Genomic DNA, 14324 nt, shown 5'->3' with positions numbered 1-14324 from the left:
CGGCTAATCGGACGATCGTCGTCCACTTATTGCTAGGCTGGCGGCATGACGGACGCGGTGGCGGCGGTGGATCGGCTCCTGGACGACGGCTCGGGCCGGCGTCCGCGCGCCGACGCCCGGCGGAACGTGGAGCGCCTGGTCGTCGCCGCCCGGGAGGCCGCGCTCGAGGGCGGGGACATCACCGCGCACGAGATCGCGCGCCGCGCCGGCGTGGGTGTCGGGACCTTCTACCGGCGGGTCGGCTCCCTGGAGGCGCTGCTCGAAGCCGTCCTCGGCGAGGTGCTGGGGGAGATCGTCGCGAAGGCCGACGAGGGCATCGCCGAACGGGACCCCTGGACGGGCTTCGAGACGTTCGCGGCCGCCTACATCCGGCTGCGCAACGAGCTGTGCGACGTGAACAAGCGCCTCGGCGACGTCCTGGACCACTCGCGCGCCGAGCTGCGCGACCGCATCCGGCGCGTGGTCGAGCGGGCCCAGCGCGCCGGGGCGATGCGGGCGGACGTGACCTGGGAGGACGTCGCGTTCCTGCTGGTCGCCGCGTCCTCGACCGGACCCCACACGCTCGGCCTGAAGGCCGGCGACCGGCAGTGGGAACGCAACCTCCGGGTTGTCCTGGACGGCCTGCGGAGCACCGACCCGCGCCCGCTGCCCGGCGCGCCGCCGTCCGCGCTCAGCACTTCTTGATCTTCGCCTCGGAGACGGCGGCGGCCGGCAGCCCGGGCTGCGCCCACAGCAGGTAGCTCAGCCCGTCGAACCCCTGGGAGCCGCCGAAGAAGACGCCGCTCTTGGACGCGTGGACCGCGAGCCCGTAATGCCCGGCGTTGGTCCTGACGCACCAGGCGCTGTCCTTGCCGCCCGGCCACCCCTCGATCCGGTCCTTCCAGGCGGTGGGCGGGGTGGACATGCACGCGGCGAGCGTCGGCCGGCCCTGGCCGGTGAACCGCGCGGCCCTCGCCCCGTTGACGAGATCCGGCCCCGACGCGACGTACTTGCGGTAGCGGATGTCCGCCGTCGTGGATTCGGGCGGGTCGGATTCGCCCAGCGAGTGATGGAACGTCCTGCCGGACTCCAGGTCCCGGGACCCGCCGAGGTCGCTGGGCACGGTGCCGCGCACCGCGACGCCGTCGCCGCCCTGCGCGTCGGTGACCGCGACCGTCGCCGCGGCGCCGTCCGGAACCACCACCCGGATCTGCCGCTGCCGGACGTACAGGTCCACGTGCCTCAGCTGCGCGCCGTTCACGCTGACCTTGAGGTCCCGGTCGGTCCGCAGCTCGAACACCGACGTCTTCCGCTGACCGTCGAGCGTCTGCTCGACCAGCAGCCAGGTCGTCCCCTTCTTCACCTTGTGGTCGATGACGTACTTCGCCAACGCGTCGGCCGCGAACAGTCCCAGATCGACGGCGATGCCGGGGATCGTCTTCGGCGCCACCTCGGGCAGGACGGCGAGGACGAACGGCGAGTACACCTCGTAGGCGTCCGCGATCCGGCCGGCAGTGCACCCGGACGGACCGCACCCCGCGGCCAGCCCGGCGGTCACCGCGCAGGCGGCGGCCACAGAAGTCGCGCGTCGGAACATGGACCCCGTCCTCGATCGCCCCAGCGAACGGCCCGGAAACACTTCGCCGCCCCACGCCCCCGTATGCAAAGGCGTACTCATCTGGACGCCGCACTCCGCCCCGAAGTTCGAACGACTTTGCTCTGGCTTTACGTTTCGTGAAGGCCGCGGCGCACGGAAGCGAGGCGCCTGTCGTTGGGCGGTGTTAGCGTCCCGCGCGTCTTGCATGATCAGTTCTGGAGGCTCCCCCATGTCCGACGCGCGACCGCTGTTCCCCGAACTCCGGATGTTGACCGAGTTCGAAGACGCCCATCCCGGTGGCTTCGTCCACGGGTTCGAGGTGCGGCGCGGACGGCCGTACGTGGACGAGCGCTGGACGAGCCCGGCGGCCGGTCCGCCTTCCTCGCCTGGCTGGACGGGACGTTCGGCATCACGCCCGCCGACGACTGGGAGGAGATCGTCGACGCCGCGCAGGCCGAGCTGGAGGCCGAGTGGGCGGCCTGGATCCATCCGCTGGTGCCCGACGCGGTGTGGTCGCCGAACCATGAGCTGAACCTGCTCGCGCGGTTCGGCAACCGGCTCTACAAGGGGTACGCCAACGGGTTCTGGCTGCTGGACGCCTACGGCGAGCGTGAGCGAATCCGCAACCCCGCACTCACCGCCGACATGACGCCGTTCGCCGAGAACGACACCGACACCGTGTTCGCCCTGGACGCCGGCGGACGCGTCCTCGCGGTCGGCAAGACGGCCGGGATCCACCCCGTCGCCCGCGACCTGCGCGAGTTCTTCCAGCTCATCGCGGCCCTCACCGAGACCGAGATCTGGTGCGACGAGCACCAGGTCGGGCTGCGGCCGTGCGAACCGGCGCCGCTCCGCGACAAGTACCTGGAGTGGCTCGAAACCACTTTGGACCTCCGCCCCGCCGACGACCCGGAGGCCGTCATCCGAGCCGCGCAGACGCCCTGACCCTGTACGCCCCACAAGCGCGGCCTTCTCAAGGTCGCGCTTGTGGGCGTCGCTGGGCGGTCAGTCGTGGGCTTGGGCGGCGGCCGTCCGGGCTGCGCTCGGCCGTGGCGCGCGCGTCTTGCGGGTCATGAAGGACGCGGCGAACGCGGTGGCCGGCAGCAGGGCGAGCGCGGCCCCGGCGGCTCGCTCGGTGGCTGCCGCTGGGCCGTGCGCGGGCGCTGCGGCGAGGAACGTCCCGCCCAGCAGCGCCACGCCGAGCGTCCCGCCGACCTGCTGGACGGCGTTGAGCAGCCCCGCCGCCGAGCCCGTCTCGTGCGGACGGACGCGATGCAGCGCGGTCGTGAAGAACGGCACCGTGAACAGGCCCAGTCCGCAGCCGGCGATCCCGAGCGCGGGTTCCAGCATCCAGCGGGAACCTGGCGAAGTCGCCTCGACCGCGACCATTCCCAGGATTCCGGCCCCGAGGACGGCCAGCCCGACGAACATCAACCGCGCTCCGATGCGGGGGACCAGCCACGTCCCGGCGGCCCAGGAGGCCACCGCCATGCCGGCCGACCAGGGCAGCATCGCGAGCCCGGCCGTCCGGGCGTCCGCTCCGGCGCGTCCGCTCTGCAGGCTCATCGCGATGACCAGCGACAAGCCGGTCATCACGGCGAAGAACAGCACGGACGCGACCAGCGCGGCGGGAAAGCCGCGGTTGGCGAACAGGCTCGGCTCCACCAGCGGGCTCCGGCCGCGCCGGGCGCTCCACCGGACGTACGGCACCAGCGCCGCCAGCACCGCTGCTCCCACCACGGCACCGCCCCACTGCCAGCTCCCGCCGCCGGTCTGGACCAGCGGGAACACCACCAGGCCCGTGCCCACCGTCACCAGCGCGGTGCCGGGCAGGTCCGGGCGCGGACGCCGGGCCGCGCGGTCCTCGCGCAGCACGCCCGACGCCGCCAGCACCGCCACGCCCAGCGGGACGTTCACCAGGAACGCCCCACGCCAGGACAGCGCCTCGGTGAGCAGCCCGCCCAGCACCGGGCCGCACACCGCCGACAGGCCCATCACCGGGCCGATCGCGCCCATCGCGCGGGCCAGCGCCGGACCCTCGAAACGCGCCCGGATCAGCCCGATCGTCTGCGGGATCACCAGCGCGGCGCAGGCTCCCTGGACCGCCCGCGCGGCGATGAGCGCGCCCGGCGAGCCCGCCATCGCGCACGCCGCCGACGCGAGGGTGAAGCCGGCGACGCCGATGCGGAACACCCGGGCCCGTCCGGCGATGTCGCCGAGCCGCCCGCCGGTGATGAGCAGCAGCGCGAACGGCAGCGTGTAGGCGGCGGTGAACCACGGGACGTCGGCGGCCCGGCCGCCCAGCCGCGCGTGGATCACCGGCGCCGCGACGTGCACGATCGTGCCGTCCAGCATGTTCATCGCCTCGGCGGTCAGCAGCACGGCCAGCGCCGCCCGGCGTCGGAAGTCGGTCATCGGCTCTCCGTCTCGTTGTTCGGGTCTCCCGAGACTGGGGCCGGGCCGCTCGGCCGTTCCAACTACGGCCGCCATATCGCGGATTCGTTCCACGGAAGCCGGTCCTGGCGCAGAATGTGTCCATGCTCGACAAGGTGGACCGGGCCGTCCTGCACGCCCTGCGGATCGACGGGCGCGCGCCGTTCGCGCGCGTCGCGTCCGTCCTCGGGGTGTCCACGCAGACCGTGGCGCGCCGCTACCGCCGGATGCGCGCCGATTCCGGGCTGCGCGTGGTCGGCCTGGCCGATCCCGACCGCACCGGACGCGCCCGGTGGCTGGTGCGGATCACGACCGTCCCGCGCGCCGCACCGGAGCTGGCCCGCGCGCTGGCCCGCCGCACGGACACCACGTGGGTGAAGCTCGCGTCCGGCGGCACCGAGATCGTCGTGGTGGTGGACTCCGGCGACGACCACGCCCTGCTGCTCCAGGACATCCCGCGCACTCCGGCCATCACCGCCGTGTCCGCGCACTGCCTGCTGCACACCTACCGGGGCGGCCCGACCGGATGGCCCGGCCATGCCGACGTCCTCACCGAAGACCAGCGCGCCCGGCTCGTCCCCGACCTGACCGGAGCGTCGGGCCGCGGCGCCCTCACCGAGGACGACGCGGGCCTGCTGACGGCCCTGCACCGCGACGGCCGCGCGACGCTGGCGGAACTGGCCGCCGCGACCGGCTGGTCACCCGCCACCGTCGCCCGCCGCCTGACCGACCTGCGGGCCTCGGGCGCGCTGTTCTTCGACGTGGAGTTCGACGACGCCCGGCTCGGCGTGACGACCCAGGCCCTGCTCTGGCTCGCGGTCGCCCCCACCGAGCTGGACCGGGTCGGAGCGGTCCTCGCCGCGCACGACGAGCCGGCCTTCGTCGCGGCCACCACCGGCCCCACGAACCTGGTCGTCCATGCCCTGTGCGAGAGCCCCGCGGCCCTGCACCGCTACCTCACCCGCCGGCTCGGCGAGCTGCCCGCGATCCGCGCCCTGGAGACCTCGCCCGTCCTGCGGACGGTGAAGGCGGCCAGCCCGAGCGCGGCGCGCTGACTCGGACGATCGCGCCCTGTGGCCGGTCGGGATGCCGGGCTCCTAGGAGGCGGAGGCGTGCGGGTCGCCGCCGAGCGCGCGGCGGTAGAAGTGCGAGAGCGCCTCGTCGATGGGGTGGGTCGCGGGGGAGCCCAGGCGCTTCCATCGGACGAGGTTCATCGCGACCGACAGCTGGCGCGTGCCGTCCGCGCTGGTCAGGGAGAGCGCCTGCGCGCCCCAGACCGTCCCGTCGTGGCCCCAGAAGGTGCCGCTGCCGGGGATCTCGAACCGGTGCAGGCCGAGGCCGTAGTCGATCGTGCTCTGGCCGTCCTGGGTGAGGACGGGCCCGGTCCGCCGCATCTGCTCCAGCGATGTCGCGTTGACGATCTCGCCCGCGAGCAGCAGGCGGTAGAAGCGGTTGAGGTCTCCGGGGGTCGAGACGAGCGACGCGCCCACGCCCGTCCAGGACATGTCGTACTCGCTGTAGTCGCGGGGCGGGTCGATGTGGCCGTAGAACGCCTCGTACATGCGCGGATGCGGGTCCGGGAGGCGCGGGGCGGACGGGAACGCGGTGTGCCGGAGCCCGGCGCGTCCGATGACGTCGCGGGTGATGTGCTCCTCGGGCGGTAGGCCGGTCAGCTCCCGCAGGAGCTCGCCGAGCAGCAGGTAGTTGGCGTTGGAGTAGACCCCCGAGGGGCCGCCCGGACGTCCGGCCGGAGGAGCCGCGAGCCCCATCGCGACCAGCTCGGACGGCGCGAACCGGCGGAAGCGGTTGTCGTCCAGGCTGCGCGTCGAGAAGTCCCCCGCCGGGAAGCCGCGGAGGGACGGGAACGCGGAGAAGAGGTACTCGGGGATGCCGCTGGTGTGCGAGAGCAGCATCCGGACGGTGATCCCCGCGCCGCGCCCGTCCGGCACCAGCCGGGGCAGGTGGTCGCCGATCGGCGCGTCGAGGCCGACCGCGCCCCGCTCGACCAGCCGCAGGACGGCGGCGGCGGTGAAGGTCTTGGTGATGCTCCCGACGCGGTGCGGCATGTCGGCCGTGACGGGACGGCCGGTCCGCAGGTCGGCGACGCCCGCCGCCCCGCGCCAGACCCGGTCGCCGTCGCGGACCTCGGCGACCACGCCGGGGATGCCCGCGCGGTGGACGGCGTCCAGCGCCGAGGCCAGGCCGTCCGCGTCGAGGGCGGACGGTGCGGACGGCGCGGTGCTGATCTCCTGGGAAGAGTTTCGGAACATGTTCCGAAAGTAGCCCCGAGCGCGGCCTCGTGTCGATGGGTGCGGCCGAGATCACACCGGTGGCACGCGCGGCGGCGGGACGGCATGATGGACCGGTGCCCCGAGACGCTTCGACCCCGGACGCCCCGGCCCGGCGGAACCCGCCGCGCGCCCGCACCGGCCGTCCGCCGGCCACCTCGCGCGAGGAGATCCTCGCGGCGGCGCGGCTGGTCATCGAGCGGGACGGCTGGGAGCGGCTGACCGTCCGGCGGCTCGCGGCCGAGCTCGGCATCGGGACGACGACCCTGTACCACCACGTCCGCGACCGCGAGGACCTGCTGGTCCAGCTCCTCAACGAGCACACCGACCGGACGCTGCGCCCCGACCTGCCGGACGATCCGCGCGACCGCGTCGTCGCGGCGGCGGTCGCGATGCACGACTCCCTCGCCGCCTGGCCGTGGGCCGCGGAGATCCTCACGACCGACGGGTTCCTCGCCCGGCTCGGCGAACCGGCGCTGCGCGTGGTCGAGACCATCGTGGCCGCCGCGATCGAGCACGGGTGCACCGAGGAGCAGGCCGTCCACCTGTTCCGGAGCGTCTGGTACTACACCGTCGGCGAGATCCTCGTCCGCGCCCGCACGCGCGACCGGCGGCCCGACGCCCTCCAGCCCGGCGCCCTGAGGCCCGGCGCCCCCGGGCCCGGCGACCCGTTCTTCGGCGACGGCGTGGACATGTCACGGCTTCCGACCCTGGCCGCCGTCGGGGACCGCTGGCCCGCCCTGGCCGCGCAGGACACCTACGCCTCCGCGCTCGAAGCGTTCGTCGACGGCCTGTTCGCCCGGGCCGCCGCCGACCGGCAGGGCTGAGGCGCCCGCGCGACCCGCGTCGGCGATCGGCGGGGCAGCGGGCGACGACGGGGTGACGCCGCGTAGCGTTGGGGTGATCGCTCTCGGGAGGACGGAACGTGCCGATGGACCACGAGGCGGGCTCCGGGCCGCGGGTGCGGGAGCTGCGCGAGCTGGACGAGTTCGACGCCGTCGTGCGGCTCGTCGAGGAGATCTGGGGCCCCGACGAGGGCGGAGCGCCCGTCTCGGCCGAGATGATGCGCGCCCTGGCGCACGCGGGCAACTACGTCGCCGGCGTCTTCCAGGACGGGCGGCTCGTCGGGGCGTCGGTGGCGTTCTTCGCCGCGCCGGTCGGCACCACGCTGCACTCGCACCTGACCGGCGCGCTCCCCGGACGCGGGATCGGGCTGGCGCTGAAGACGCACCAGCGCGAGTGGGCGCTGGCGCGCGGCCTGACCCACATCACCTGGACGTTCGATCCGCTCGTCCGCCGCAACGCCCACTTCAACCTGGTCAAGCTCGGCGCCCGGCCGGTCGAGTACCTGACCTCCTTCTACGGCCCGATGCGGGACGCGATCAACGGCGGGGACGACACCGACCGGGTGCTCGCCGCCTGGGAGCTGACCTCCGTCCGGCCGGACGTCCGCACCGAGGGGGCCGCCTACGCGCTGCGCGACCGCGACGGGCGTCCGGAGATCCTCGACACCGGCGCCGGGACCGTCCTGGTCGAACTGCCGCCGGACATCGAGACGCTGCGCCGCACCGACCCGGACGCGGCGCGCGCCTGGCGGCTGGCCGTCCGCGAAGTGCTGGGCGGGCTGCTCGCCGCCGGCGCGCGCGTGACCGGCTTCCACGACCGCGCGAGCTACGTCGTGGAACGCCGCGCCGCCGATCGCCGCGCCGCCGACCGCCTCGCCGCCGAGCGCCGCGCCGGCCGGCCCGGTGCCGAACCGTCGTCCGCCGGAGGGGCGGGCCCGTCCGACTGGAGCCGACGATGAAGATCGACGGGATCGAGCTGCGCCGGATCGCGATGCCGCTGGTGGCGCCGTTCCGCACGTCCTTCGGTGTCGAGACCGCGCGTGACGTGCTGCTCGTGCGGGTCGTCACGCCGGACGCCGAGGGCTGGGGCGAGTGCGTCGCGATGGACCTGCCGCTCTACAGCTCCGAGTACGTCGAGGGCGCGGCGGACGTGCTGCGCCGCTTCCTGATCCCCGCGCTGCCGAGGGACGGCGTGGACGCCCACGCCGTCGAGCGCGCGCTGGAGCCGGTCAAGGGGCACCGGATGGCCAAGGCCGCGCTGCAGACCGCCGTGCTGGACGCCGAGCTCCGCACGGCCGGCCGGTCCCTGGCCCGCCACCTGGGCGCGGACCGCGACCGGGTGCCGTGCGGGGTGTCGGTCGGGATCATGGACTCGGTCCCCGAGCTGCTCGACGCCGTGGACGGCTACCTCGCCGAGGGCTACGTCCGGATCAAGCTGAAGATCGAGCCCGGCTGGGACGTCGAGCCCGTCCGGGCCGTCCGCGAGCGCTTCGGCGACGGCCTGCTGCTCCAGGTCGACGCCAACGCCGCCTACACCCTCGCGGACGCGCCGCGACTCGCCAAGCTGGACCCGTTCGACCTGCTGCTGATCGAGCAGCCGCTCGCCGACGACGACATCGTCCAGCACGCCGAGCTCGCCCGCCGCCTGCGCACCCCGCTCTGCCTGGACGAGTCGATCGAGTCGGCCGCGCACGCCGCCGCCGCGCTCACCCTGCGCGCCGCGTCCATCATCAACATCAAGCCCGGCCGCGTCGGCGGCTACCTGGAGGCCAAGCGCATCCACGACCTGTGCCGCGCCCACGGCGTGGCGGTCTGGTGCGGCGGGATGCTGGAGACCGGCATCGGGCGCGCCGCCAACCTCGCCCTCGCCGCCCTGCCCGGCTTCACCCTGCCCGGCGACACCTCGGCGTCCCGGCGCTACTTCGCCGAGGACGTCACCGAGCCGTTCGAACTGGACGACGGGCACCTGGACGTCCCGGACGGTCCCGGCATCGGCGTCGAACCCGTCCAGGACCGGCTGCACGCCTTCACCACCTCGTCCGAGTGGATCACGCTTTGAGTCTCACATTCCCGTCGGGACGTGAAGCATCCCGCACATTCCCCTGGACAACGAACTGCCGGGAATTGTCGAGTACATTTCTGCGCGTCCGCCCGCGATGGCCGAGGTGATCGTCGCTGACGGCTACCTGCGCACGTCCCCGTCGCCGCCCCTGGAAAGCTGACGCCGCGCGCGGGTCGGACGCTGCGCGCGGGTCGGACGCTGCGCGCGGGTCGGACGCCGCGCGCGGCTCGGATGCTGTGCGCGGCTCGGACGCTGCGCGCGGCTCAGACGCCGAGCGCCTCGGACGCCGAGCGCGGCTCAGACGCCGAGCGCCTCGGACGCCAGGGCGGTGCCCTCGACCCGCGCCCGGATCTTCGCGAACGCCGTCTCGCGCGAGGTCGAGGTGTCGTCAGCGAACGGGGAGAACCCGCAGTCGTCGCAGGTGCCCATCCGGTCGAGCGGGAGGTGCCGGGCGGCGGCGAGCACCCGGTCGCGGACCTCTTCGGCCGTCTCGACGCGCGGGTCGATCGGATCGGTCACTCCGATGAAGAGCCGCGCGCCGGCGGGCAGGTGGTCGGCGGCGACCGCCAGCACCCTGTCCGGGTCGGGTTCGCCGGCGAGCTGGATGTAGAAGTTGCCCGCCTTGAGCCGGAACAGCTTCGGCAGCAGTTCCGCGTAGTCGATGTCGAGGCTGTGCGTCGAGTCCTGGTCGCTGCCGGGGCAGGTGTGCACCCCGATGCGGGCCCGCTCGGCGTCCGAGAACCGTTCAAGGACGCGGTTGTTGAGCGCGAGGAAATCGTCCAGCACGCTACCGCTGGGGTCGAGTTTGAGGGACAGCCGTCCTTCGGTGAAATCGAGCTGCACGACGTGCGCGTCCGCATCCAGGCAATCGCGGATGTCCTTTTCGGCCTCGTCCGCGAGGTCGCCGAGGAACTGTTCGCGCGAATAGCCGGCGATTCCATCGGCCGGGTACAGCAGGCTGAGCGCGGACGGTGCGATGACGGCCTGCTTGACCGGCACGCGGGCGACCCGCTGCGCGGCGCGCAGGTACTCGACCGCGTGGTGCCGGTAGCGGAACGGCCCGGCCGTCAGCCTGGGCAGCTGCCGGGTGTGCCCGTCGGCGAACGGGATGGCGACGCCGTCGGACGCCAGGGCGGCGAGCCCGGCGACCGGGTAGGTCGCGAAGCTCGGCTTGGACTGCTCGCCGTCGGTGACGACCGGCGAGCCGACCTCCTCCATCTGGCGGACGGTCTCGGCGACGGCCCGCTCCTGCGCGGCCGACGCGTCGCCGCCGGAGCTCAGGGCGGTCAGGAGGTCGGGCGGACGCGGGACGCTGCCGATCGGTTCGGTGGGAAGGCCCATGGAAGCGACGCTAGATCACTCTCTGGATGTCGTCAATCACTTTGCGTGACGATGGGGGAGGTCGGGTCCGGTCAGGCGCGTCCATAGCCGAACGCGCCGCGACGCGGGAGCACGGAAGTTGCCAAAGAACGGACGCGCCGATCGAACAACGGAATCAAACGCTCCGCGCGGTCTTCGCGGCGGTTCGGGAGCGGGTTATAAACGCCGCAGCGTCCCGTCCGTCCCCCGCCCCCGGGAGTCCTCCCATGACCCCTTTCCGCACGCTGCTCTCGGCCGCGCTGTCCACCGCGTTCGCGGCGGGCGCGCTGGCCGCGGCCGTCCCCGCCGCCTCCGCCTCCCCGGCAACCCCGACCTCCGCGGCAACCCCAACCTCTCCGGCAGCCCCGGCCGTACCCAAGGACGGCCCCGAGCGGCACTGGCTCGGCTCGCAGATCGTCAAGCACGAGCACTTCCGGCGCGCCCCCGTCCCGCCCGCGCTCGCCGTCACCCAGACACCCGGCCTCGACGTGAGCGGCTGGCAGGGCAACGTCAACTGGTCGTCGGTGGCCGCCAACGGCGCGAAGTTCGCCTACGTCAAGGCCACCGAGTCCACGAGCTACACCAATCCCTACTTCGCGCAGCAGTACAACGGCTCGTACAACGCCGGCCTCATCCGCGGCGCGTACCACTTCGCCGTGCCGAACAACTCGTCCGGCGCGACGCAGGCGGACTACTTCGTCGACCACGGAGGCGGCTGGTCCGCCGACGGCCGGACGCTGCCGGGCATGCTCGACATGGAGTGGAACCCGTACGGCGCGGCCTGCTACGGCCTCTCGCAGAGCGGGATGGTGAGCTGGATCCTGGCGTTCAGCGACCGCTACAAGGCCCGCACCGGCCGCTACCCGGCGATCTACACCTCCACGAGCTGGTGGTCGCAGTGCACCGGCAACCGCGGCGCGTTCGCGTCCACGAACCCGCTCGTGATCGCCAACTACAACGGCAGCCCCGGCACGATGCCCTACAACTGGACCTACCAGACGATCTGGCAGTGGTCCGACAGTGGAACCTTCCCCGGCGACCAGGACTACTTCAACGGCGACCTCAGCCGCCTCCAGGTCTTCGCCAGTAGCTGACGCCCGCCCGCGACGCGCACGCGCCCGAGGGCACGCGCCCGAGGGCACGCGCGTGCCCGAGAACCGTGGGAGTCGAACAGGGATCGGAGGAGACCGTCAGGGTTCGACGCGGCCGTTCACGTACACCCAGGCGTCGTCGTGCAGGACGAAGCGGCTCTTCTCGTGCAGGTGGTCGCGCCGCCCGTCCTGGACGTAGTGCGCGCGGAACTCGACGGTGCCCCGGGTGTCGCCGGCCGCGCCGTCCGCCGTCCGGACGATCTCCAACCGCTCCCACCGCAGTCCCGGCTCGAACTCGATGCCCGGCGGACGCGTCGCCGGGTGCCAGCTTCGCAGGAGGTAGTCGGCGTCCCGCATCACGAAGGCGCTGTAGCGTGACCGCATCAACAGCTCGGCCGTTTCGGCCCGCGCCTCGCCGCGGTGCAGCCGTCCGCAGCAGTCGCGGTACGGCGCGGGCAGGCCGCAGGGGCAGGGCTCGGATCGGCGCTTGGGCATGCCCCCATTCTCCCGTCCTTCCGGCGTCGCCTAGACGCGGGCCGGGGCCGTGTCGGAGTGGCGGGCGCGGAAGGTGCGGCGGTAGGCGTCGGGCGGCACGCCGACCGTCCGGTTGAAGTGCCTGCGCAGGGACGTCGCCGTCCCCATGCCGGTGGCGGCCGCGATGGCGTCCACGCTCTCGTCCGTGGTCTCCAGCAGCTCCTGGGCGCGGCGGATGCGCTGGGTGAGCAGCCATTGCAGGGGAGTGGTGCCCGTCATCGCCTTGAAGTGGCGGCCCAGGTGGCGCGAGCTGAGGTTCGCGCGGCGCGCCATGTCCTCGACGGTCAGCGGCTGGTCGAGGCGCGCGCCCGCCCAGGCGAGCAGGTCGCTGAGCGGGTGGTCGCGCGGCTCGGGGACCGGCGTCGCGACGAACTGCGCCTGGCCGCCGGGCCGGTGCGGCGGCACGACCAGCCTCCGCGCCGCCGCGTTGGCGACCGCCGAGCCGTGGTCGAGGCGGACGATGTGCAGGCACAGATCGAGCGCCGCGGCCTTGCCCGCCGAGGTCAGGACGCTGCCGTCGTCCACGTAGAGGACGTCCGGATCGACCTCGACGCGCGGGTACCGGGCGGCGAGCGCCTCGGTGTGCGCCCAGTGCGTCGTCGCGCGGCGTCCGTCGAGCAGCCCGGCGGCGGCGAGGACGAACGCGCCCGTGCACAGCGACGCGACCCGCGCCCCGGCGTCGTGCGCGGCGCGGACGGCCGCGACGAGGTCCGCCGGGGGATCGGCGTCCACCTCCGCCCAGCCCGGCACGACCACGGTGCCGGCGAGCGGGATCCGGTCGAGCCCCGCGTCGGGTTCGAGCAGGAAGCGGCCGTCGGCGCGCACCGGCCCCGCGCCGCAGATGACCGGTTCGTACCAGGATTCGGCCGTCACGGGCGGCGGCGAGGAGAACAGCTCGTACGCCAGGGCCAGCTCGAAGTGGAGGATGCCGTTCGCGACGGCGATCGCGACGGTATGCGGCGAGGAGGGCACGTCCGGAATTGTACGCACCTTGTCGTTCCGGACACTAGCCCGGCGTCCTCGCTGGTCGCGAGGATGATCGCATGAACGAACTCAAGGAACGGGCACGGACGGTCGCGGTCTTCGGGGCCTACGGACACACCGGGCGCTTCGTCGTCGCCGAACTCCTCGCGCGGGGGTTCGTCCCCGTCCTCGTCGGCCGCGACCAGGCCAAGCTGGACGCGCTCGCCGCCGAGCACCCGGGCCTCGCCGCCCGGCAGGGCGCGGCGGACGACGCCGCCTCGCTCGACCGCGCGCTGTCCGGCGCGGACGCGGTGATCAACGCCGCCGGGCCGTTCGCCGGCACGGGCGGCCCGGTGACCGAGGCGGCGCTGCGCGCCGGGATCCCCTACGTGGACGTCGCGGCCGAGATCGAGGCCAACCTCGACACCTTCGCGCGCTTCGGCGACCGCGCCCGCGAGGCCGGGACCGTCGTCCTGCCCGCGATGGCGTTCTTCGGCGGCCTCGGCGACCTGCTCGCCACCGCCGCGATCGACGGCTGGAAGGGCGCCGGCGACTGGTCCGGCGGCGACGAGGTGCACGTCGCCTACGGGCTCGACAGCTGGCACCCCACGTCCGGGACGCGCGCCGCGGGCGAGGTCTCCCGGCGCAGGCGCGGCGGGCGCCACCTCCGTTTCACCGGCGGACGCCTGACCCACCACGACGACGAGCTGCGCACCCGGAAGTGGGCCTTCCCCGAGCCGACCGGCGTGCGGGAGGTCTTCGGGGAGTTCACGATGGCCGACGTCGTGACCGTCCCCAGCCATTTGGACGTCCCGGAGGTGCGCACCTACATGGCCGTCGAGGCGGCGCGGGACCTGTCGTCGCCCGACACGCCCGCGCCCGTCGCGGCCGACGAGCACGGGCGGTCGGCGCAGTCGTTCGTCGTGGACGTCGCCGTGGTCTCGGGCTCCCGCGAACGCTCGGCCGTGGCGTCCGGACGGGACATCTACGCGGTCAGCGCGCCCCTCGCCGTCGAGGCCGTCCACCGGATCCTCACCGGCCGGATCAGGACGACCGGCGTCGCGTCGGCCGGCGCGCTCTTCGACGCGCGCGACTTCCTGCGTGCCCTGGCGCCCCACGTGACCGTCGAGTTCCACGATCGTTCCGTCCCTTCCCGCCTCGGAGGCGCCTGAC

At 73.8% G+C, this 14324-nt stretch carries 14 protein-coding genes; 8 read left to right on the top strand and 6 right to left on the bottom strand.

Annotated elements, in window-relative coordinates; translation table 11 throughout:
- Positions 1–45 precede the first annotated feature (45 nt).
- Positions 46–684, top strand: coding sequence for a TetR/AcrR family transcriptional regulator (locus tag ACFPCY_RS41340; protein WP_378265048.1), 639 nt, complete (start codon positions 46–48; stop codon positions 682–684).
- Here the strand turns inward: ACFPCY_RS41340 and ACFPCY_RS41335 are convergent.
- On the bottom strand, positions 671–1576 hold the full coding sequence (locus ACFPCY_RS41335) for a hypothetical protein (protein WP_378265046.1): 906 nt from the start codon (positions 1574–1576) through the stop codon (positions 671–673). The two genes, ACFPCY_RS41340 and ACFPCY_RS41335, sit on opposite strands and share 14 nt — an antisense overlap.
- A gap of 201 nt (positions 1577–1777) precedes the next feature.
- Here ACFPCY_RS41335 and ACFPCY_RS41330 point away from each other — a divergent pair, with 201 nt between their 5' ends.
- Positions 1778–2521 (top strand): hypothetical protein, encoded by a 744-nt coding sequence (locus tag ACFPCY_RS41330; protein WP_378265044.1) that lies wholly within the window; start codon positions 1778–1780, stop codon positions 2519–2521.
- Positions 2522–2581: 60 nt separating this feature from the next.
- Here ACFPCY_RS41330 and ACFPCY_RS41325 read toward each other — a convergent pair whose 3' ends face one another.
- Positions 2582–3991 carry an MFS transporter gene (locus ACFPCY_RS41325; protein WP_378265042.1) on the bottom strand — a complete coding sequence of 470 codons (1410 nt, stop codon included), beginning with the start codon at positions 3989–3991 and terminating at the stop codon, positions 2582–2584.
- A gap of 122 nt (positions 3992–4113) precedes the next feature.
- Between ACFPCY_RS41325 and ACFPCY_RS41320 the strand changes: the two genes are divergently transcribed.
- The gene (locus ACFPCY_RS41320; protein ID WP_378265040.1) at positions 4114–5064 is read left to right on the top strand and encodes an Lrp/AsnC family transcriptional regulator; all 951 of its coding nucleotides are present in this window, start codon (positions 4114–4116) and stop codon (positions 5062–5064) included.
- A gap of 42 nt (positions 5065–5106) precedes the next feature.
- Here the strand turns inward: ACFPCY_RS41320 and ACFPCY_RS41315 are convergent, their stop codons facing one another.
- Entirely contained in the window at positions 5107–6279 is a 1173-nt protein-coding gene (locus tag ACFPCY_RS41315) for a serine hydrolase domain-containing protein (RefSeq protein ID WP_378265038.1), read from the bottom strand.
- A gap of 95 nt (positions 6280–6374) precedes the next feature.
- Here ACFPCY_RS41315 and ACFPCY_RS41310 point away from each other — a divergent pair, with 95 nt between their 5' ends.
- From ACFPCY_RS41310 to menC, 3 genes are all read left to right on the top strand, one after another.
- Complete coding sequence (locus ACFPCY_RS41310) at positions 6375–7124, top strand: TetR/AcrR family transcriptional regulator (protein ID WP_378265036.1); 750 nt, start codon at positions 6375–6377, stop codon at positions 7122–7124.
- A 104-nt stretch (positions 7125–7228) separates the two neighbouring features.
- Positions 7229–8101 (top strand): GNAT family N-acetyltransferase, encoded by an 873-nt coding sequence (locus ACFPCY_RS41305; RefSeq protein ID WP_378265215.1) that lies wholly within the window; start codon positions 7229–7231, stop codon positions 8099–8101.
- Positions 8098–9201, top strand: a complete 1104-nt coding sequence (gene menC / locus ACFPCY_RS41300) for an o-succinylbenzoate synthase (protein ID WP_378265034.1) — start codon at positions 8098–8100, stop codon at positions 9199–9201. The genes ACFPCY_RS41305 and menC overlap by 4 nt, the downstream gene beginning before the upstream one ends.
- A 300-nt stretch (positions 9202–9501) precedes the next feature.
- Here the strand turns inward: menC and ACFPCY_RS41295 are convergent, their stop codons facing one another.
- Complete coding sequence (locus ACFPCY_RS41295) at positions 9502–10545, bottom strand: cobalamin-independent methionine synthase II family protein (RefSeq protein ID WP_378265032.1); 1044 nt, start codon at positions 10543–10545, stop codon at positions 9502–9504.
- A 245-nt stretch (positions 10546–10790) separates the two neighbouring features.
- On the opposite strand from ACFPCY_RS41295, the gene ACFPCY_RS41290 reads away from it, so the two are divergent.
- Complete coding sequence (locus ACFPCY_RS41290; RefSeq protein ID WP_378265030.1) at positions 10791–11657, top strand: lysozyme; 867 nt, start codon at positions 10791–10793, stop codon at positions 11655–11657.
- Between the two features lie 96 nt (positions 11658–11753).
- On the opposite strand, the gene ACFPCY_RS41285 is transcribed toward ACFPCY_RS41290, so the two are convergent.
- Both ACFPCY_RS41285 and ACFPCY_RS41280 read right to left on the bottom strand, forming a co-directional pair.
- Positions 11754–12149 carry a YchJ family protein gene (locus tag ACFPCY_RS41285; protein ID WP_378265028.1) on the bottom strand — a complete coding sequence of 132 codons (396 nt, stop codon included), beginning with the start codon at positions 12147–12149 and terminating at the stop codon, positions 11754–11756.
- A 30-nt stretch (positions 12150–12179) separates the two neighbouring features.
- Positions 12180–13160 carry a helix-turn-helix domain-containing protein gene (locus ACFPCY_RS41280; RefSeq protein WP_378265026.1) on the bottom strand — a complete coding sequence of 327 codons (981 nt, stop codon included), beginning with the start codon at positions 13158–13160 and terminating at the stop codon, positions 12180–12182.
- A 71-nt stretch (positions 13161–13231) separates the two neighbouring features.
- Here ACFPCY_RS41280 and ACFPCY_RS41275 point away from each other — a divergent pair, with 71 nt between their 5' ends.
- Complete coding sequence (locus ACFPCY_RS41275) at positions 13232–14323, top strand: saccharopine dehydrogenase family protein (protein WP_378265024.1); 1092 nt, start codon at positions 13232–13234, stop codon at positions 14321–14323.
- The last annotated feature ends 1 nt before the right edge of the window (position 14324 follow it).

Source organism: Actinomadura gamaensis (assembly GCF_042652125.1).
GTDB lineage: Bacteria > Actinomycetota > Actinomycetes > Streptosporangiales > Streptosporangiaceae > Spirillospora > Spirillospora gamaensis.
Note: the sequence above shows the minus strand (reverse complement) of the source record. Positions and strands in the feature narration are given on the sequence as shown.

Coding starts and splice junctions, on each gene's coding strand:
- ACFPCY_RS41285 (WP_378265028.1), bottom strand. CDS start 12,149: ATGCCCAAGCGCCGATCCGAGCCCTGCCCCTGCGGCCTGCCCGCGCCG.
- ACFPCY_RS41275 (WP_378265024.1), top strand. CDS start 13,232: ATGAACGAACTCAAGGAACGGGCACGGACGGTCGCGGTCTTCGGGGCC.
- ACFPCY_RS41315 (WP_378265038.1), bottom strand. CDS start 6,279: ATGTTCCGAAACTCTTCCCAGGAGATCAGCACCGCGCCGTCCGCACCG.
- ACFPCY_RS41290 (WP_378265030.1), top strand. CDS start 10,791: ATGACCCCTTTCCGCACGCTGCTCTCGGCCGCGCTGTCCACCGCGTTC.
- ACFPCY_RS41305 (WP_378265215.1), top strand. CDS start 7,229: ATGGACCACGAGGCGGGCTCCGGGCCGCGGGTGCGGGAGCTGCGCGAG.
- ACFPCY_RS41320 (WP_378265040.1), top strand. CDS start 4,114: ATGCTCGACAAGGTGGACCGGGCCGTCCTGCACGCCCTGCGGATCGAC.
- ACFPCY_RS41335 (WP_378265046.1), bottom strand. CDS start 1,576: ATGTTCCGACGCGCGACTTCTGTGGCCGCCGCCTGCGCGGTGACCGCC.
- ACFPCY_RS41295 (WP_378265032.1), bottom strand. CDS start 10,545: ATGGGCCTTCCCACCGAACCGATCGGCAGCGTCCCGCGTCCGCCCGAC.
- ACFPCY_RS41340 (WP_378265048.1), top strand. CDS start 46: ATGACGGACGCGGTGGCGGCGGTGGATCGGCTCCTGGACGACGGCTCG.
- ACFPCY_RS41325 (WP_378265042.1), bottom strand. CDS start 3,991: ATGACCGACTTCCGACGCCGGGCGGCGCTGGCCGTGCTGCTGACCGCC.
- menC (WP_378265034.1), top strand. CDS start 8,098: ATGAAGATCGACGGGATCGAGCTGCGCCGGATCGCGATGCCGCTGGTG.